The sequence below is a fragment of the Pseudotabrizicola sediminis genome, assembly GCF_004745575.1.
In the GTDB taxonomy this organism is placed as follows: Bacteria; Pseudomonadota; Alphaproteobacteria; order Rhodobacterales; family Rhodobacteraceae; genus Pseudotabrizicola; species Pseudotabrizicola sediminis.
This window is the reverse complement of sequence record NZ_RPEM01000009.1, coordinates 40404-55923: the sequence shown is the minus strand read 5'-3', so window position 1 is coordinate 55923 and position 15520 is coordinate 40404. Positions and strand designations below refer to the sequence as shown.

At 64.0% G+C, this 15520-nt stretch carries 17 protein-coding genes; 6 read left to right on the top strand and 11 right to left on the bottom strand.

Features of this window, described 5'->3' with window-relative positions; translation table 11 throughout:
• Nucleotides 1–31 precede the first annotated feature (31 nt).
• The gene (locus EEB11_RS13865; RefSeq protein ID WP_135432255.1) at nucleotides 32–931 is read right to left on the bottom strand and encodes a DMT family transporter; all 900 of its coding nucleotides are present in this window, start codon (nucleotides 929–931) and stop codon (nucleotides 32–34) included.
• 179 nt (nucleotides 932–1110) lie between these two features.
• On the opposite strand from EEB11_RS13865, the gene EEB11_RS13860 reads away from it, so the two are divergent.
• The gene (locus EEB11_RS13860; protein ID WP_135432253.1) at nucleotides 1111–1359 is read left to right on the top strand and encodes a hypothetical protein; all 249 of its coding nucleotides are present in this window, start codon (nucleotides 1111–1113) and stop codon (nucleotides 1357–1359) included.
• A gap of 102 nt (nucleotides 1360–1461) precedes the next feature.
• Here the strand turns inward: EEB11_RS13860 and ilvC are convergent, their stop codons facing one another.
• Nucleotides 1462–2484, bottom strand: a complete 1023-nt coding sequence (gene ilvC, locus EEB11_RS13855; RefSeq protein ID WP_135432251.1) for a ketol-acid reductoisomerase — start codon at nucleotides 2482–2484, stop codon at nucleotides 1462–1464.
• A 124-nt stretch (nucleotides 2485–2608) separates the two neighbouring features.
• Here ilvC and EEB11_RS13850 point away from each other — a divergent pair, with 124 nt between their 5' ends.
• The 3 genes from EEB11_RS13850 to EEB11_RS13840 all read left to right on the top strand — a co-directional run bounded on the left by EEB11_RS13850 (nucleotide 2609) and on the right by EEB11_RS13840 (nucleotide 4767).
• Complete coding sequence (locus tag EEB11_RS13850; RefSeq protein WP_135432249.1) at nucleotides 2609–3067, top strand: Lrp/AsnC family transcriptional regulator; 459 nt, start codon at nucleotides 2609–2611, stop codon at nucleotides 3065–3067.
• The gene (locus EEB11_RS13845; RefSeq protein WP_135432247.1) at nucleotides 3064–3522 is read left to right on the top strand and encodes an Lrp/AsnC family transcriptional regulator; all 459 of its coding nucleotides are present in this window, start codon (nucleotides 3064–3066) and stop codon (nucleotides 3520–3522) included. The genes EEB11_RS13850 and EEB11_RS13845 overlap by 4 nt, the downstream gene beginning before the upstream one ends.
• A 120-nt stretch (nucleotides 3523–3642) precedes the next feature.
• Nucleotides 3643–4767, top strand: a complete 1125-nt coding sequence (locus EEB11_RS13840) for an aminotransferase class V-fold PLP-dependent enzyme (protein ID WP_135432245.1) — start codon at nucleotides 3643–3645, stop codon at nucleotides 4765–4767.
• Between the two features lie 11 nt (nucleotides 4768–4778).
• Here the strand turns inward: EEB11_RS13840 and EEB11_RS13835 are convergent, their stop codons facing one another.
• The 3 genes from EEB11_RS13835 to EEB11_RS13825 all read right to left on the bottom strand — a co-directional run bounded on the left by EEB11_RS13835 (nucleotide 4779) and on the right by EEB11_RS13825 (nucleotide 7083).
• On the bottom strand, nucleotides 4779–5978 hold the full coding sequence (locus EEB11_RS13835) for a UbiH/UbiF family hydroxylase (protein ID WP_135432243.1): 1200 nt from the start codon (nucleotides 5976–5978) through the stop codon (nucleotides 4779–4781).
• A gap of 80 nt (nucleotides 5979–6058) precedes the next feature.
• A complete protein-coding gene (locus tag EEB11_RS13830) occupies nucleotides 6059–6328 on the bottom strand; it encodes a hypothetical protein (protein ID WP_135432241.1) in 270 nt (89 codons plus the stop codon).
• 104 nt (nucleotides 6329–6432) lie between these two features.
• Entirely contained in the window at nucleotides 6433–7083 is a 651-nt protein-coding gene (locus EEB11_RS13825; RefSeq protein ID WP_135432513.1) for a pyrimidine 5'-nucleotidase, read from the bottom strand.
• 189 nt (nucleotides 7084–7272) lie between these two features.
• Between EEB11_RS13825 and EEB11_RS13820 the strand changes: the two genes are divergently transcribed.
• The gene (locus EEB11_RS13820; protein WP_135432511.1) at nucleotides 7273–7911 is read left to right on the top strand and encodes a GntR family transcriptional regulator; all 639 of its coding nucleotides are present in this window, start codon (nucleotides 7273–7275) and stop codon (nucleotides 7909–7911) included.
• A gap of 40 nt (nucleotides 7912–7951) precedes the next feature.
• On the opposite strand, the gene EEB11_RS13815 is transcribed toward EEB11_RS13820, so the two are convergent.
• The gene (locus EEB11_RS13815) at nucleotides 7952–9829 is read right to left on the bottom strand and encodes a glycosyltransferase (RefSeq protein WP_245298912.1); all 1878 of its coding nucleotides are present in this window, start codon (nucleotides 9827–9829) and stop codon (nucleotides 7952–7954) included.
• 143 nt (nucleotides 9830–9972) lie between these two features.
• Nucleotides 9973–11127, bottom strand: a complete 1155-nt coding sequence (carA, locus tag EEB11_RS13810) for a glutamine-hydrolyzing carbamoyl-phosphate synthase small subunit (RefSeq protein WP_135432237.1) — start codon at nucleotides 11125–11127, stop codon at nucleotides 9973–9975.
• A 192-nt stretch (nucleotides 11128–11319) separates the two neighbouring features.
• Here carA and EEB11_RS13805 point away from each other — a divergent pair, with 192 nt between their 5' ends.
• Nucleotides 11320–11778, top strand: coding sequence for a GatB/YqeY domain-containing protein (locus EEB11_RS13805; protein ID WP_103334082.1), 459 nt, complete (start codon nucleotides 11320–11322; stop codon nucleotides 11776–11778).
• A gap of 59 nt (nucleotides 11779–11837) precedes the next feature.
• On the opposite strand, the gene EEB11_RS13800 is transcribed toward EEB11_RS13805, so the two are convergent.
• The 4 genes from EEB11_RS13800 to ctaD all read right to left on the bottom strand — a co-directional run bounded on the left by EEB11_RS13800 (nucleotide 11838) and on the right by ctaD (nucleotide 15330).
• Entirely contained in the window at nucleotides 11838–12347 is a 510-nt protein-coding gene (locus tag EEB11_RS13800; protein ID WP_135432235.1) for a DUF2244 domain-containing protein, read from the bottom strand.
• A gap of 73 nt (nucleotides 12348–12420) precedes the next feature.
• On the bottom strand, nucleotides 12421–12753 hold the full coding sequence (locus tag EEB11_RS13795; protein ID WP_135432233.1) for a hypothetical protein: 333 nt from the start codon (nucleotides 12751–12753) through the stop codon (nucleotides 12421–12423).
• A gap of 127 nt (nucleotides 12754–12880) precedes the next feature.
• Nucleotides 12881–13480, bottom strand: coding sequence for a VPLPA-CTERM sorting domain-containing protein (locus EEB11_RS13790; protein ID WP_135432231.1), 600 nt, complete (start codon nucleotides 13478–13480; stop codon nucleotides 12881–12883).
• A gap of 179 nt (nucleotides 13481–13659) precedes the next feature.
• The gene (gene ctaD / locus EEB11_RS13785; protein ID WP_135432229.1) at nucleotides 13660–15330 is read right to left on the bottom strand and encodes a cytochrome c oxidase subunit I; all 1671 of its coding nucleotides are present in this window, start codon (nucleotides 15328–15330) and stop codon (nucleotides 13660–13662) included.
• Nucleotides 15331–15520 lie beyond the last annotated feature (190 nt).

Below are 15520 nucleotides of genomic sequence, written 5' to 3'. Positions count from 1 at the left end.
TAAATGATATCAATGCGTTGATGGGGCAGCTTTAGGAGGCTGTTGCCATTTTCCGCCGCCGGCTTTGGCTGATCGCCAGCCCGGTCAGGATCAGGCCGAGAGCTGCGAAGAACGTGCTGGGCAGTGTTTCGGCCAGAAACACCACACCAAAGCCCATCGACCACAGCGGTACCTGATAATTGGTCAGCGTCATGAAGCCCGACCCGGCGCTGCGGATCACCGTTACCCGCAGCAGGGCGGCGAAGGCGGTTGGCACGAGGCCAAGGAAGATGATGGCTACGCCCGGCACGGTGCCGGCCCAAGCCGGCACGCCCTCGACCAGCAGCATGGCCGGGATCAGCACCACCGCCCCCACCATCAGCGTGGCCGCCGCGAGGGCCACCGGATCAACCGGCGGGCAGCGGCGGGTCAGCACAGACGACACGGCATAAGAGAGCGCGGCACCAAGGCAGGCCAGCTGCGCCAGCGTGGCCCCGTCGCCCGCGGCCGCCGCTGGCCCCAGCAGCACCAGCACCCCGGCAAAGCCAAGCGCAAAGCCGATGGCGCGTCGCGTGGTCAGCGGCTCATCCGAGTAGCGGTGCGCGAGGGGCAGCACGAACAGTGGCACGGCGGCCATCGACAGCCCGGCAAAGGCCGAGGGCACCGATTGCTGGCCCCAGGACAGCAGGAAGAACGGCAGGGCGGTGGACAGAAGGCCAATCGGCACCGCAGAGCGCCAGACCCTCGCGTCGCGCGGCAACTGCCGCCCGGTCAGCCACAGCAGGCCCAGCACGGTCAGCGCGCCGAATGTGGTGCGCGCGCAGGCCACCGTGACCGGGCCATAGCCGCGCAGGGCAAGGCTGATGACAATAAACGTCCCGCCCCAGATCAGGCCAAGGGCGAGGATCGACAGCCAGTCGCTGCGGGTGGGGGTGGGGATGGGTGCGGTCATGACTGCGGTGTAGCGGGCGGCGCGAGGGGGCGCCAGTGCGGGCGGCGGCTTTGGGGCGGCGGGGCCTGCGACAGCGGGTCACGGAACCAATCGGTAGCGGGTGGGTTACCTCAGAGACACATGCAACAGTCCCTCGCGCGGCAAGGCCGTTGCGCAGGCCCATCCCGAAAGGAAGTCCGATGATTGCCGGAGCCCTGATTCCGTTTCTCTCGCTGATTACGATGCTGGCCGTGCTGGTCTTTGCGCTGATCAGCAAGGCGCGCGTCGAAGAACGCCGCCACGACCCGAACGCGCCGAAATCGACGCTGGCCAGGGATGGCAAATATGGCGGCGTGGGGTTCTTGATCCCGGCCCACGAGCGGCCACAGGTCATGGCGCTGCGCGCCCGGCAAACCGGGATGGTGCGCCCTGACCGGATCGTTCAGTAAGGGGCTGGGCTGGCGGGCCATTGCGGCCCGTTCGGTGCCTGCAGATGAAAAAGCCGGGGTTTCCCCCGGCTTTTTGCTGTGCGGATGGCTTGGATCGCAGCCTTAGTTGCGGGCCTTGTCGACCATTTTGCCTTTGGAAATCCACGGCATCATGGCGCGCAGCTTTTCGCCGACTTTCTCGATCTGGTGTTCGTCGTTGATGCGGCGGGTCGCCTTGAAGAACGGCTGGCCAACAGCGTTTTCCTGCATGAAATCACGCACGAACTTGCCGGTCTGGATGTCGGTCAGAACTTCCTTCATGCGCTTTTTCGTCTCGTCATAGGGCAGGATGCGCGGGCCCGAAACGTATTCTCCGTATTCAGCAGTGTTCGAGATCGAGTAGTTCATGTTGGCGATGCCGCCTTCATAGATCAGGTCGACGATCAGCTTCACTTCGTGCAAGCACTCAAAATAGGCCATCTCTGGCTCGTATCCGGCTTCGACAAGGGTTTCAAAGCCCATGCGGATCAGCTCGACCAGACCGCCACACAGCACGGCCTGTTCGCCGAAGAGGTCGGTTTCGCATTCCTGGCGGAAGTTGGTCTCGATGATGCCCGAGCGGCCGCCGCCGATGCCCGAGCAGTAGCTGAGGCCGATTTCCATCGCCTTGCCGGTGGCGTCATGGTGGACGGCCACAAGGCAGGGCACGCCGCCGCCCTTGGTGTATTCGCCGCGCACGGTGTGGCCGGGGCCTTTGGGGGCCATCATGATGATGTCGACGCCGGGCTTTGGCTCGATCAGGCCGAAGTGGATGTTCAACCCGTGGGCAAAGGCGATTGCGGCCCCTTCGCGGATGTTGTCATGCACGTATTTGCGGTAAGTTTCGGCCTGCAATTCATCGGGCATGGTGAACATGATCAGGTCGGCCCAGGCGGCGGCCTCGGCAATGCCCATGACCTTGAGGCCTTCGCCTTCGGCTTTCTTGGCGGAAGGCGAGCCTTCGCGGAGTGCCACGACGAGGTTTTTCGCACCCGAATCGCGCAGGTTCAGCGCATGGGCGTGGCCTTGGCTGCCGTAGCCGAGGATGGCGACCTTCTTGTCCTTGATCAGGTTGATGTCGCAGTCACGGTCGTAATACACGCGCATGGCGGTCTCCTTTGGTTGATGCGGCCACAATAGGAGGTTTCGGCTGTGATGCCGTACATTGTTTGACGGATGGCGCGTATTATGCAAAAATCCATTCGTCAAACTTTGATTAGGTGAATTTATCATGCAACTGGATGAGGCGGACCGGCGGATATTGCGCCATTATCTGGCCGAACCGGGGCTGGAGCGGGCAGTGCTGGCAGAGCGCGCCGGGGTGACGCCTGCCACGCTATGGCGGCGGCTGGAGCGGTTGCGGGAAGGCGGGGTGATCCGGACGGAGTCGGCGGTGATCGGCTGGCGGGCGCTGGGGTATGGGGTGGAGGTGTCGTTGCGCTTCACGCTCGACAAGACCAACCCGCGCGCGTTTGACGAGTTCATTGCCGCCGCGCGCGAGGTGCCGGAGGTGGTAACGATAGAGACATTTCTGGGCCGGGTCGATGTGCGGCTGACGGTGATCGCGCGCGATATGGTGCAGTATCAGGAGATTTACCGCCGCCGCATCCTGACCCTGCCGCATATTGCTGAGCTGGAGGCGTTGATGCTGATTGCCACCATCAAGGATGCGGATGGGTTGCCGATATGATGGATTTGGATGATCTGGACCGGGGCATTCTGCGCATCCTGTCGCGTGATGGCACGGTGGGGGCCGGGGAACTGGGGCGGATGCTGGGGCTGAGCCAGCCCGCCGCCTGGCGCCGGGTGAAGCGGCTGGAGGAGGCGGGCGTGCTGGCGGGGCGGCGGGTGGAGGTGGACCGCGCAGCACTGGGGTTTGGCGTGACGGTGTTTCTGGGGGTGAAACTGGCCACACGCGGCCGGGTGCCGCTGGAGGACTTTGAGCGCGCGGTGATGGCGATCCCCGAGGTACAGGTGGTGCAGCATGTGCTGGGGCTGTTTGATTACCGCTTGCGCGTGGTGGCGCGCGACATCGCCGACTTCGAGCGGGTGCTGCGGCGTCGGATCATGACCCTTCCGGGGGTGGGCAACGTAGAGGCCAATGTGCTGCTGACCGAAGAGCGCAGGCCGGGGCCGTTGGGCTAGGGGGCTGGCCGCCGGGGGTTTTCCACCCCCGGACCCCCGGAGGATATTTTTGAACAGATGATGGGGAGGGTTTCTTTGCGGCGGGCTTGGGCTATGGTCTGTCAAAAGAGGAGAGACATCATGGCCGGACTGCATGCTGACGTAGACCCCGACGGGTTGGAGGAGTTTTCGGTGGTGTTCACCGATCGCAGTCTGAACCACATGTCGGCGCGGTTTCAGGGCGTGATGCGCGATGTGTCGGGGATGCTGCGCGAGGTTTACAACGGCAGTGCGGTGGCACTGGTGCCGGGGGGCGGCACCTATGCGATGGAGGCGGTGGCGCGGCAGTTCGGGCAAGGTCGCGTGCTGGTGGTGCGCAACGGCTGGTTTTCCTATCGCTGGAGCCAGATCTTTGACGCGGGCGGGTTTGCCAAGGATGTCACTGTGGTGATGGCGCGGCAGACCGGCAATGATGCGCGCGCCCCCTATGCACCGCCGCCCGTAGAGGAGGTTGTGGCCCGCATCCGCGAGACCCGGCCCGAGGCGGTGTTCGCGCCGCATGTGGAAACCAGCGCCGGGATCATCCTGCCCGACGACTATATCCGTGCCGTGGCCGAGGCCGCCCATGAGGTGGGGGCGCTGATGGTGCTCGATTGCATCGCGAGCGGCTGCATCTGGGTGGATATGGCGGCTGTCGGCGTCGATGTGCTGATCTCGGCCCCGCAGAAAGGGTGGTCGGCGTCGCCTTCCGCTGGCGTGGTGGTGATGTCGCCTTTGGCCGAGGCGCGGCTGGCCGAGACAACGTCGAACAGCTTTGCCATCGACCTGAAGAAATGGCGCGCGATGATGGCGGCTTATGAGGCGGGCGGGCATGCCTATCATGCCACCATGCCGACGGATGCCATTCTCGGGTTCCGCGATGCGATGGTCGAAACCCGCGACATGGGGTTCGACGCCGCCAAGGCCGCGCAATGGGAGCTGGGCTATGCGGTGCGCGCCCTGCTGGCGGGCAAGGGCGTGCGGTCTGTTGCGGCAGAGGGGTTCCAGGCCCCCGGTGTGGTGGTGAGCTATACCGACGATTCTGCCGTGCAAAACGGAGCGAAGTTCCGCGAACAGGGCTTGCAGATTGCTGCAGGCGTGCCGTTGCAGGTGGGCGAGGGTGAGGCGTTCAAGACCTTCCGCATCGGGCTGTTCGGTCTGGACAAGCTGAAGGACGTGCCGGGTACGGTCGCGCGGCTGGAGCGGGCGGTGGAAGCGGTGCTGTAGCGCACCGCCCCCTACCGCAGGCCAAGCCCGGCCTTCATCAGCGTGCGGCGCACCGGGGCGGCAGAGTACAGCGCGTTCAGCGCTGTCGCCCGCAGGTCGCGCAGCGGCTGGGCCCCCATCATCGAGGCCCGGTTGAGCGCGTCAATGCCGGTGATGCGGGCCTGCACTTCCCAATGCCGTTTGCGGTGATAGGCGTCGAGCATCTGCGCCGATCCGATAGTGTCCGGGTCGTCACGGGCCAGATTGAGCAGCACGGTCAGATCGGCGAGGGACATGTTCAGCCCCTGCGCGCCGATGGGCGGCAGCACATGCGCAGCCTCGGCCATCAGGGCGCAGCGTTCACCCGCCATGCGGCTGGCGATCTGGGTGATGATCGGCCAGACCGTCAACCGGCTGTCGAGCGTCAGTGGGCCAAGGATATGGCAAGAGCGGGTGGACATTTCTGCTTCGAAATCCGGCACTGGCAGCGCTTGCAGCCGTGCCACCTCGGGGCCGGTTTCCATCCAGACCACGGCAGAGCGGGGTCTGCCATCGCGGTCGGGCAGCGGCACCAGCGTGAACGGCCCGCCCGTGCGGTGGATCTCGGTCGAGACGTTTTCATGCGGCACCGGATGCGTTACGGCAAAGGCAAGCGCCTTCTGCCCGTAGCGCAGGGTTATGACCGGGATGCCAAGCGCCTGGCGCACGGGCGAATTGCGGCCATCAGCGGCAATGACCATGCGGGCGCGGATCTGTGCGCCATCCGACAGGGTGACCAGCGCCTCGGTGGTGCGGGTCATCAGCCGATGTGTGGCGATGCCGGGGCGGAAATCAACGTTGGGCAATTCGGCCAGCCTGGCCACCATTTCGCGCCGGAGCAGCCAGTTCGGCAGGTTCCAGCCAAAGGGCAGGCCTGAGAGTTCGGCCGCATTGAAATCCTTGGTCAGGCGGGGTTCGGAAACCTCGCCGCCCGCGTCGATGATGCGCATCACCTGCAGGGCGGCGGCATGCGGCTCCAGCCGCGCCCAAAGGCCTGCGTCCTGCAACACCGGAATAGAGGGGTGCAGAAAGGCCGTGCTGCGCAAATCGGCACCCTCTGCGGTATCAGAGGTGACTGGAGGGCTGGGATCGACACAGATCACGCTGAACCCGGCAGCACCAAAGGCGGCGGCAGCGGTCAGCCCGGCGACACCGCCGCCGGAAATCAGAATATCGGTGGATGTGCGGGTCATGGGGCTCTCCTGTCGCACACAAGATAGACCCTGCGGCGGGGAAGTCGAAGCGGCAAAGTGCCCCGTTCCCGTATTTGGCGTCAGCTTTTGGGGCGCGACCGGCCGGGCCAGCTGATGGCGATGAAGAACAGAAACATCAGTGGCACCAGCACCAGCGCGGTCAGTGTAAAGACCACCGGACCCCAGGTCAGAAAGGCGAGGATTTCGAGGGTGATCACTACGACCAGCAGATAGAAGACGTTGTTCACATCCTGCGACACCTCGCGCGCGATGCGGCCAATGAGGGGCGTGCCGTAAAGGATACGCTGGCCAAGGGGCAGGCGTGTGATGGTGGGGGTGGTCTGGGTCATCCGGGAAACCTTTGCTAACCTGACTGTAAGATAGCGGGGGCGGCCCCTTCGGGCCACGCGCGAAATGACGCATCCAGAATGCAGCATTTGGGTCGCAGCGCCGCTCAGTCTTGTGTCAGCAGGCCCAGAAAGGCCGACAGGTCGTTTGCATGGTGGTGAATGTGCGGCGCGGGTTCGGGCTGCGGTGCGATATGAACGGTGCGCAGGCCCATGGCATGCGGCACGGCCAGATTGCGCGGGTCATCTTCGAACATCGCGGCGGATTTCGGGTTCAGCCCGTCCAGCCCGAACACGGTCTGGAAGGCACCAGCCTCGGGCTTGGGCAAATAGCCCGCATGTTCCACCCCGTAGACCGCGTCGAACAGGTCCGACAGACCGCGCGCGGCCAGTACTTTTTGCGCGTAGGGCGCATCACCATTGGTATAGACGATGCGGCGCCCGGGCAGCGCCCTGATCCGCCCCGCAAGCTGCGCATCGGGTTGAAGCACCGAAAAGTCGATGTCATGCACATCCGCAAGGTAGCCCGCCGGATCGATGCCATGTTCGCGCATCAGACCGGCCAAAGTGGTGCCGTATAGCTGCCAGTAATGCCCGCGCAAATGGTTGGCGCGGGCCTGATCCACCCCCAGTTCGCGCATCACCCAATGGGTCATCCGCACCTCGATCTGGTCGAACAGGCGCATCTGCGGCGGGTAGAGCGTGTTGTCGAGGTCAAAGACCCAGGTGTCGACGTGTGAAAAGCTGCTGCGGACCATGTAAGGCATCTAATCCGCCGTTCCCGCACCGGCAAGGGCGTGCTGCGCTGTGGTCTGCACCTTTCTGAAATACTCCCGCCAGAGGCACCTGCCGCCGGGTCCGGGGCTGCGTGTTATGGCTGCTTGCCAAAGCCGGGGGCAGGGCTGTAGCTTAACCCATTGGAGATGGGGAGAAACAGGGACGTGGCGGTGCAAAAGGATGCCTATACGCTGATCCTGGAGGCGATCGAGGCCGGGTTATACAAACCCGGAGACCGTCTGGTGGAATCGGAACTGGCCGAGCGGCTGGGCGTCAGCCGGACCCCGGTGCGCGAGGCGTTGCAGCGGCTGGAGACGCAGGCGATGCTGACGCGCGACGGGCGCAGCCTTATTGTGGCCAGTCTGGACCACAACCAACTGGCTGAGCTTTATGCCGTGCGCAGCGAGCTGGAGGGGCTTGCGGCACGGCTGGCGGCACGGCATGCGACCGATGAGGAGATCCGGGTGCTGCGCGGCATGGTGGAAGATGACAGCCGGTTGCTGAGCGGTGATCCGCGCGTGCTCAGCCGGGCGAACAAGCGGTTTCACCGGCAGATCCATCTGGCCAGCCACAACCGGTTTCTGGTGCAGCAACTGGATCTGGTGCACCGGTCGATGGCGCTGATGGCCAATTCCTCGCTGGCGGCCGAGGGGCGCAGCGAGGTGGCGCTGGCCGAGCATGACCGGATCGTGGCCGCGATCGAGGCGCGCGACGGCAATGCCGCCTATGAGGCGTTGCGCGTGCATATCAGCCGGGCCTTCGAGACGCGGCTGCGGGTGGATGCCGGAGAGTTGCGGCTGAGGGAATAGCACCGCACGGTCGGAACAGGCGACTGGCGGGTGCCACGGTCTAGCCATCGCGCGGGTCGAAATGGCCATGCGCGGTCTTGTCCCAAAAGAAGGGTTTGCGCAGCACCTCCCACCCGGCCTTGTAGGACGCCAATGCGCCAAGCGGGAAGTACAGATGCATCAGCAGCACCCACCAGCGGCTGAACCGATGCCCCGACAGGTGCAGCGCGCTCAGGTGTAGTGTCAGGTTCACCACTTCGGTCAGAGCCAAAAGCCCGATCAGCGCCCAGGTCGCCGCCACGGGCAGCGCGTCGGCAATCGGGTGGGGCAGGCCAAGCATCGGCAGCCAAAACGACCACAGCACCGGCAGCAGCACGAATTGCGACAGGGTGCACAGGAACAGCACCTGAAACCCGGCAAATTTCCATGGCCCCAGTTGGCGCCACAGCAGGCGCGGCGCGCGCATATGGGTGGCCCAGGTCATCATATACCCCTTGAGCCAGCGGGAGCGTTGCCGAATCCATGGCAGGGGGCGGCAGTTCGCCTCTTCCCCGGTGACAGTGCAGACCAGCTCGGTCCGGTAGCCGTGACGATACAGGCGCATGCCCAGATCGGCGTCTTCGGTCACGTTGTGGGCGTCCCATCCCCCCAGTTCCTCCAGTGCGGCGCGGCGGAAGAACAGGCTGGTGCCGCCCAGGGGAATCGGCAGGCCAAGCCGTTGCAGGCCCGGCAGGACAAGGCGGAACCATGTGGCATATTCGATGGTAAAGCAGCGCGACAGCCAGTTGGTGGTGGGGTTGTAGAAATCGAGCACGCCCTGCAGGCAGGCGACGTCCGGCCCGCGCTGGTAAAAGCGGTGGACGATGCGGCGGATCTGGTCGGATTCGGGTGCATCTTCGGCATCATAGACCCCGATGATCGAGCCGCGGCAATGGTCCAGCGCAAAGTTCAGCGCGCGCGGTTTGGTCTTGATCCGCCCCTCGGGCACCACCACGATGCGCATCCAGGGTGGCAGGTCGGCCTCGGCCAGCGCGGCCTGGGTCTGGTGATCATCGGCTTCGGTCACCAGCACGATGTCAAGCAGTTCGCGCGGATAATCCAGCTTGCCCAGACGGCGCACAAGGCGGGGGGCGATATCGCTTTCGCCGAACAGGGCGACGATGACAGAGACGATGGGCAGGCGCGCGATCAGCGTCGGTGGCGGCGCAGGCGGCGGGCGCAGCCCAGCGGCCAGCCCGGCCCCCGCCTTGAGCAGGGTCAGCGCCAGCAGCGACAGAAAGGTCCAGCCGGTAAGCAGCCAGAGCATCGCCATGGGCCAGACCAGCGACAGGGCCGCCGCCAGCGCCGCTGTGGCCAGCAGTGGCACCAGCAGACGTGCGCCGCCAAAGGTACGGCAGCTTTCGCTGCCCGGAACCCGGGTTTCCGCCGCATGCACCAGCTGGGCGCCACGCAGCGCCAGAACCGTGTGCTGTACCGCCGACCGCGAGGTGATCGCCATGGCGACCGGGCCGAACAAGGCGGTCAGGTGGGCGCGGTGCGTGTCGAAATCCTCGGGTTCTGCTGTGGCGATGACGGTGGCCCCGCCCACATTGCGCCAGGGCAGCATGGATTTGCGCAGGCAGGCCCCGGCGCCCAGATGATCCATCAGATGCAGGTCCGGCGGGCTCTGTGCCGGGTCGATCACCGAGGTTTCCCAATGCGCGGCAACGGCGGCATACATCTGATCGGGCGGCAGGGCGGCGTGTGACAGCAAAACATCAGTGACCCGCCCGTGCCGCCGCTTTTGCTGCGCCAGCGCATTGACCAGTGCGTCGCCCTGCACCAGCCCGTCGCGCAACAGGACCACGCCCAGCGTTTCTGCCTTGGTCGGTGCCGGAAATGCCGCGACCGGAACGGGGGCAACAGCGGCCTGCCCGGAGGATGGGGGCGGGTTATACATTGCCATGGACCCTTGGATACCTTGATCCGAGCGTGCCTGAACTTGGTTAATTGTGGGTTAAACGCGCGTGCGAAACCTGGGCAGGCTGGTCATCAGCCCCACGCCTGGCGGAGGGCTGACGCCGCTTTGCCTTGCGCTGTGGCTCAGGTCGGGCGGCGGGCCTGCATTTCGCGGGCAAAACGCTCGAACAGATAATAGCTGTCCTGCGGGCCGGGGCTGGCCTCGGGGTGGTACTGCACGGAAAATACAGGTTTTCCGGTCTGGGCGATGCCGCAATTCGACCCGTCGAACAGCGAGACATGGGTCTCGGTCACGCCTGCGGGCAGGGTCTGGCTGTCCACGGTAAAACCGTGGTTCATCGAGGTGATTTCCACCTTGCCGGTCGTCAGATCCTTGACCGGGTGGTTTGCACCATGATGGCCGTGGTTCATCTTGACGGTTTTCGCGCCAAGGGCCAGCGCCAGCATCTGATGGCCAAGGCAGATGCCGAACACCGGAATCTCGCGCGCCAGAATGCCTTTGATTGTCGGAACCGCATATTCCCCGGTGGCCGCCGGATCGCCGGGGCCGTTGGACAGGAACACGCCTTCGGGGTTCAACGCCAGCACGTCGTCGGCAGTGGCAGTGGCGGGCAGGACGGTTACCTCGCAGCCAGCCGAGGCAAGGCAGCGCAGGATGTTGCGTTTGGCGCCATAGTCGATGGCAACCACGCGCAGGCCGGGGCCTTCCCGCTTGGTATAGCCCTCTGGCCAGGCCCAGCGTTGTTCGTCCCAGCGGTAGGATTGGGTGCAGGACACGCCCTTCGCCAGATCAAGGCCGACAAGACCCTTCCACGCACGGGCGCGGGCGACCAGCGCCTCAATGTCAAAATTGCCCTCGGGGTCATGGGCCAGTGCCACATGCGGCGCGCCCTGCTGGCGGATGGCGCGGGTCAGGCGGCGGGTGTCGATACCACCGATGCCGATGCGGCCTTTTTTCACCAGCCAGTCGGTCAGCTCTCCGGTGGCACGCCAGTTCGACGGCTCGGTCACGTCCCATTTCACCACCATCCCGGCGGCGACGGGGTCAGCGGTTTCGTCATCTTCATCCGTCACGCCGGTGTTGCCGATATGGGGGAAGGTGAAGGTGACGACCTGCCCGGCATAGCTGGGGTCGGTCATGATTTCCTGATAGCCGGTCATCGCGGTGTTGAATACCAGTTCGGCCACCGTTTCCCCGACCGCGCCAAAGCCGTTGCCGTAGAACACCGTGCCATCGGCCAGAGCAAGGCAGGCGGTAGCTTTCTGCTGAGCAGGCATGGCGGCGACTCCTATCGGTAAATTGCGCGGAACCTACGGGGGAAGAGGCGCGGGGTCAAGGCTTTGTCCCAAAAGGAATATGGCGCAAATACAATGGCTTGGCGAAAGCTTGGCCGGTTGTCCTTGACCGCGATCCCCTGTATTGTGCGCGCACCCGATCCCTGAAGGAAGGCAAACCCTATGTCCGTGTCGATGTCTTTGCGAGACCGTCTGCAGATTTCCCTGAAAGAAGCGATGAAGGCAAAAGAGGCAGACCGGCTGTCGACGCTGCGGTTGATCAACGCCGCCATCAAGGACCGCGAAATCGCGGTGCGTGGCGAGGGCGGCGAGGTTGAGGTGGGCGAGGGCGATATTCTGGCCATCCTTGGCAAGATGGTGAAACAACGCCAGGAATCGGCCCGCGCCTACGAAGAGGGCGGCCGGCTGGAGCTGGCCGAAAAGGAACTGGCCGAGGTCCGGGTGATCGAGGAATTCCTGCCGCGCCAGTTGTCTGCCGCCGAGGTCGAGGCCGCAATCGTGGCCGCTGTGGCCGAGGTGGGTGCGGACAGCATCCGCGACATGGGCAAGGTCATGGCAGTGCTGAAGGGCCAATACACTGGCCAGATGGATTTCGGCGCGGTCGGCCCGATGGTCAAGGCGCGGTTGTCGTAAGCGGGCTATGCCGGCCCCCGCCCCCCATAAGGGGGAGGGCAAGCCGTGGCTCTGCGCCGTCAGCCCTTGTGGAGCGCGAAGGCGGCGCGCAGTTCGGCCGACAGGGCGACGCGTTCGTCTTCCGACAGGAAACTTCCGATTTCCACCGGGCGCGGGCCACCGTGCAAAGTCAGGTACTGCGGCACCGGGCCGCCTGTGGCATACAGTTCCACCCGCACCCAATGCGGGTTGGCCTGCCACTGCGCATGGCGGTTGCGCGGGCCGTGCCGGGTCAGGGTCACCAAGGCTGGCGTCAGGGTCAGGTCTTCAACAATCTCGGCGTCGCGGTAGCTGCGTTGCAGGGCGGCCCAGATGCCCGCCACCGCCAGCACCAGAAACGGCAGCAACCCCCAGAGCACCGGCGAGCCGAGCACGGCCATCAGCGGCAGCGCGATCAGCGCCGAGGTGCCGCCGATGAACCAGACAAACCCCCGGCGCGGCAACGACCGGTACGGCCAAAGCCGCAGGTGGCTGGTGTCAGGCTGCGACAGGTCGGGCGCGGGGTCGGGGGGAAGCCATTGATAGGGCATGGCGTGGGGCGGTCCTTATGGTCTGACCTGAAGGTAAGGCGGGGGCAGGGCATATCCAGCCCCCCGCCGACGCTCAGCTGTCGCAGGTGATCTGCACCTCATGCTGGCGATAGAGGAAATCATCGCGCACCACCTCGGTCCCCACCGGGCGCGAGGAATACAGGCTGTAGTCGCCAAACCCACAGCGCGCCCGTGCCTCTGCCGCGATCTGGTCGCGGAACGCCAGTTCGCGCGGGTCGGTCAGCGTGTAGGCGCGGTCAATGGTAAAGCTGTGCAGGGTTCCGGGTGCCGGGGCGGTGCCCTGCGCGCCGCTGTAGGTGGGCGGCGGGACGCAGGCGGCAAGGAAGACCGCCGCCAGAAGGCACAGGTGGGGCGATATCTTTGGCATTGGGGTGCAACTGGACATGCGAAAGTCTTAACGCAATCCGGGCGCAAGGGCAAAGCCCGCGGCGATCAGCAATGGGTGATGCGCAGGTTTCTGGCAACCGGAATGGGCAGTGCTGCCCATTCCAATGTCAAAACTCAGGTCCGGATCACGCGCGGCGACGCCGGCGCGCGACCAGACCCAGACCGCCCAGAGCCGCCAGCAGCAGCGGGGCAGCAGCAGGCAGCGGGACGGGCGACGGCGCATCATAGGTGATCAGCACCCGGTCCAGATAGGGGCCGATGTTGTTAACCGGTCCGGAAAGGGAAATGAACACGGGCGAGGTCAGAGCAGAACCGACAACGCTGGTCGTGTACACGCTGGGGACCTTTCCTGCCAGAAAGCTGAAGCTGGACCCGATTGCGCCAAGCGTGACGGTTTCCTCGGCAGAGCCAGCGCTGAAGAACAGGCTGAACGTGTAGGTGATGCCGTCAAGAAAGCTGAAAGACTGCTTGGTTTCCAGCTTGGCGGGCACGCCCCCGCCGGTGCCATCAAGATCGATGCAGCCGGTGCAATTAAAGCCAGCGCCAAGGATATCGACATTTCCTTGTGTGACATTCCAGTTGGTCAGGTTGTTGACTGTTATGAAATTCGAAACACCGGCAGAATCGGCTTCGAACGTGTCATCGAACAGGGTCACAGTGGCGGCTTGGGCCGAAAGCGCGCCTGCAAGCAGGGCGGCAGCGGCGAGGGCAGTGAAACGAAACATTTAGAACCTCGGTACGTTGGAAGATGCAGGCAATGCTGTTCAACAGCATTCTTTTTAGTGCCGAAATAGTGAGTACTTACCGTTTTTTGTTACCTGTCTGGAAACAAATCAGGCCCCGGGTTTCCCGGGGCCTGACTGAGGCAACATAATGGCAAGACCTTGATTTTGGTCTGTTCTTTTCAGTGCCCGGGAGCCTTGTCCCAGTCTTCGCGCTTGGGCAGCTGCTCGAACGTGTGTTCAGGCGGCGGCGAGGTCAGGGTCCATTCCAGCGTGTCGGCGTATTCGTTCCAGTAGTTGTTTTGGGTGATCCGACGCCCGAATTTCATCGCCCAGAAGATCATGCCGATGAAGAACACGAAGGAGGCAAAGGACAGGAAGGCACCGATTGACGAGACATAGTTCCAGTAGGCAAACGCCTCGGGATAGTCGATGTAGCGGCGCGGCATGCCCTGACGGCCCAGGAAGTGCTGAGGGAAGAAGGTCAGGTTGGCCCCGATGAACATGGCCCAGAAGTGAAGCTTGCCGGCCCATTCCGGGTATTCCCGGCCCGACATCTTGCCAAACCAGTAGTAGATGCCCGCGAAGATACCGAACACAGCGCCCAGCGACATCACGTAGTGGAAGTGCGCCACCACATAATAGGTGTCGTGATAGGCGCGGTCGACGGCGGCCTGCGACAGCACGATACCGGTCACACCGCCGACGGTGAACAGGAACAGAAAGCCGAAGGCCCAGAGCATCGGCGTCTTGAACTCGATCGAACCGCCCCACATTGTTGCGATCCACGAGAAGATCTTGATGCCGGTCGGCACCGCGATCACCATGGTGGCCAGCATGAAGTAGGATTGCTGGGTCAGCGACATGCCGACGGTGTACATGTGGTGCGCCCAGACGACAAAACCCAGCACGCCGATGGCGACCATCGCATAAACCATCGGCAGGTAGCCGAAGATCGGCTTGCGCGAGAAGGTGGCGATGACTTGGCTGATGATGCCGAAGGCTGGCAGCACGATGATATACACTTCCGGGTGGCCAAAGAACCACAGGATGTGCTGGTACAGGATCGGGTCGCCGCCGCCTTCGGGCTGGAAGAAGGTGGTGCCGAAATTGCGGTCGGTCAGCAGCATGGTGATCGCACCGGCCAGAACCGGCAGCGCCAGCAGGATCAGCCAGGCGGTGATGAAGATCGACCAGGCGAACAGCGGCACCTTGTGCATTGTCATGCCCGGCGCGCGCATGTTCAGGAAGGTGGTGATGATATTGATCGCGCCTAGAATGGACGACGCCCCCGACAGGTGGACCGCGAAGATCGCAAGGTCCATCGAATAGCCGCCCTCATTGGTGGACAGCGGCGGGTACAGAACCCAGCCCACGCCGGACCCCATCTGCCCATTGCCGCCCGGCGAGAACACCGACGCTACGGCAAGCGCAGTCCCGGCCACGAACAGCCAGTAGCTGAGGTTGTTCAGACGCGGGAACGCCATATCCGGCGCACCGATCTGCAACGGCATGAAATAGTTGCCGAACCCGCCGAACAGCGCCGGGATCACGACAAAAAACATCATCAGGATGCCATGCGCCGTGATCAGCACGTTCCACAGATGCCCGTTGGGCGAGCATTGGTCGGTGGTGGTCGGAAACAGCCGCGCGCCTTCGGCACACATGTACTGCACACCGGGTTCCATCAGCTCCATCCGCATATAGACGGTGAAGATGACCGAGATCAGGCCGACGATGCCGCCGGTGAACAGATAGAGAATCCCGATGTCTTTGTGGTTGGTCGACATGAACCAGCGGGTGAAGAACCCGCGCTGATCATGGTCGTTGCCATGGATGGCTGCGTCCGCCATTGGCGTCTCCCGTATTTGTTAAGTGCGTTTGACCGGCTTCGGAGTCGGACATTCAACATTTGTAATAGCTTTCCGTGCCGGTCGCGGCAACGGGGGAAATTGATTTGGATCAAGTTGTAGTGTCGCAGGGCCGGCAAAGGTGCCGCCGGATCGGGCATTGGTCAGCATTATTGACTTGCCTGAAGCGGCG

What these genes read in the sequence shown, in the direction of transcription:
- EEB11_RS13825 (WP_135432513.1), bottom strand. Translation starts at nt 7,083, where the DNA reads ATGGTCCGCAGCAGCTTTTCACACGTCGACACCTGGGTCTTTGACCTC.
- EEB11_RS13845 (WP_135432247.1), top strand. Translation starts at nt 3,064, where the DNA reads ATGATGGATTTGGATGATCTGGACCGGGGCATTCTGCGCATCCTGTCG.
- EEB11_RS13800 (WP_135432235.1), bottom strand. Translation starts at nt 12,347, where the DNA reads ATGCCCTATCAATGGCTTCCCCCCGACCCCGCGCCCGACCTGTCGCAG.
- EEB11_RS13860 (WP_135432253.1), top strand. Translation starts at nt 1,111, where the DNA reads ATGATTGCCGGAGCCCTGATTCCGTTTCTCTCGCTGATTACGATGCTG.
- EEB11_RS13830 (WP_135432241.1), bottom strand. Translation starts at nt 6,328, where the DNA reads ATGACCCAGACCACCCCCACCATCACACGCCTGCCCCTTGGCCAGCGT.
- ctaD (WP_135432229.1), bottom strand. Translation starts at nt 15,330, where the DNA reads ATGGCGGACGCAGCCATCCATGGCAACGACCATGATCAGCGCGGGTTC.
- EEB11_RS13850 (WP_135432249.1), top strand. Translation starts at nt 2,609, where the DNA reads ATGCAACTGGATGAGGCGGACCGGCGGATATTGCGCCATTATCTGGCC.
- EEB11_RS13790 (WP_135432231.1), bottom strand. Translation starts at nt 13,480, where the DNA reads ATGTTTCGTTTCACTGCCCTCGCCGCTGCCGCCCTGCTTGCAGGCGCG.
- carA (WP_135432237.1), bottom strand. Translation starts at nt 11,127, where the DNA reads ATGCCTGCTCAGCAGAAAGCTACCGCCTGCCTTGCTCTGGCCGATGGC.
- EEB11_RS13865 (WP_135432255.1), bottom strand. Translation starts at nt 931, where the DNA reads ATGACCGCACCCATCCCCACCCCCACCCGCAGCGACTGGCTGTCGATC.
- EEB11_RS13805 (WP_103334082.1), top strand. Translation starts at nt 11,320, where the DNA reads ATGTCTTTGCGAGACCGTCTGCAGATTTCCCTGAAAGAAGCGATGAAG.
- EEB11_RS13840 (WP_135432245.1), top strand. Translation starts at nt 3,643, where the DNA reads ATGGCCGGACTGCATGCTGACGTAGACCCCGACGGGTTGGAGGAGTTT.
- EEB11_RS13835 (WP_135432243.1), bottom strand. Translation starts at nt 5,978, where the DNA reads ATGACCCGCACATCCACCGATATTCTGATTTCCGGCGGCGGTGTCGCC.
- ilvC (WP_135432251.1), bottom strand. Translation starts at nt 2,484, where the DNA reads ATGCGCGTGTATTACGACCGTGACTGCGACATCAACCTGATCAAGGAC.
- EEB11_RS13815 (WP_245298912.1), bottom strand. Translation starts at nt 9,829, where the DNA reads ATGTATAACCCGCCCCCATCCTCCGGGCAGGCCGCTGTTGCCCCCGTT.
- EEB11_RS13795 (WP_135432233.1), bottom strand. Translation starts at nt 12,753, where the DNA reads ATGTCCAGTTGCACCCCAATGCCAAAGATATCGCCCCACCTGTGCCTT.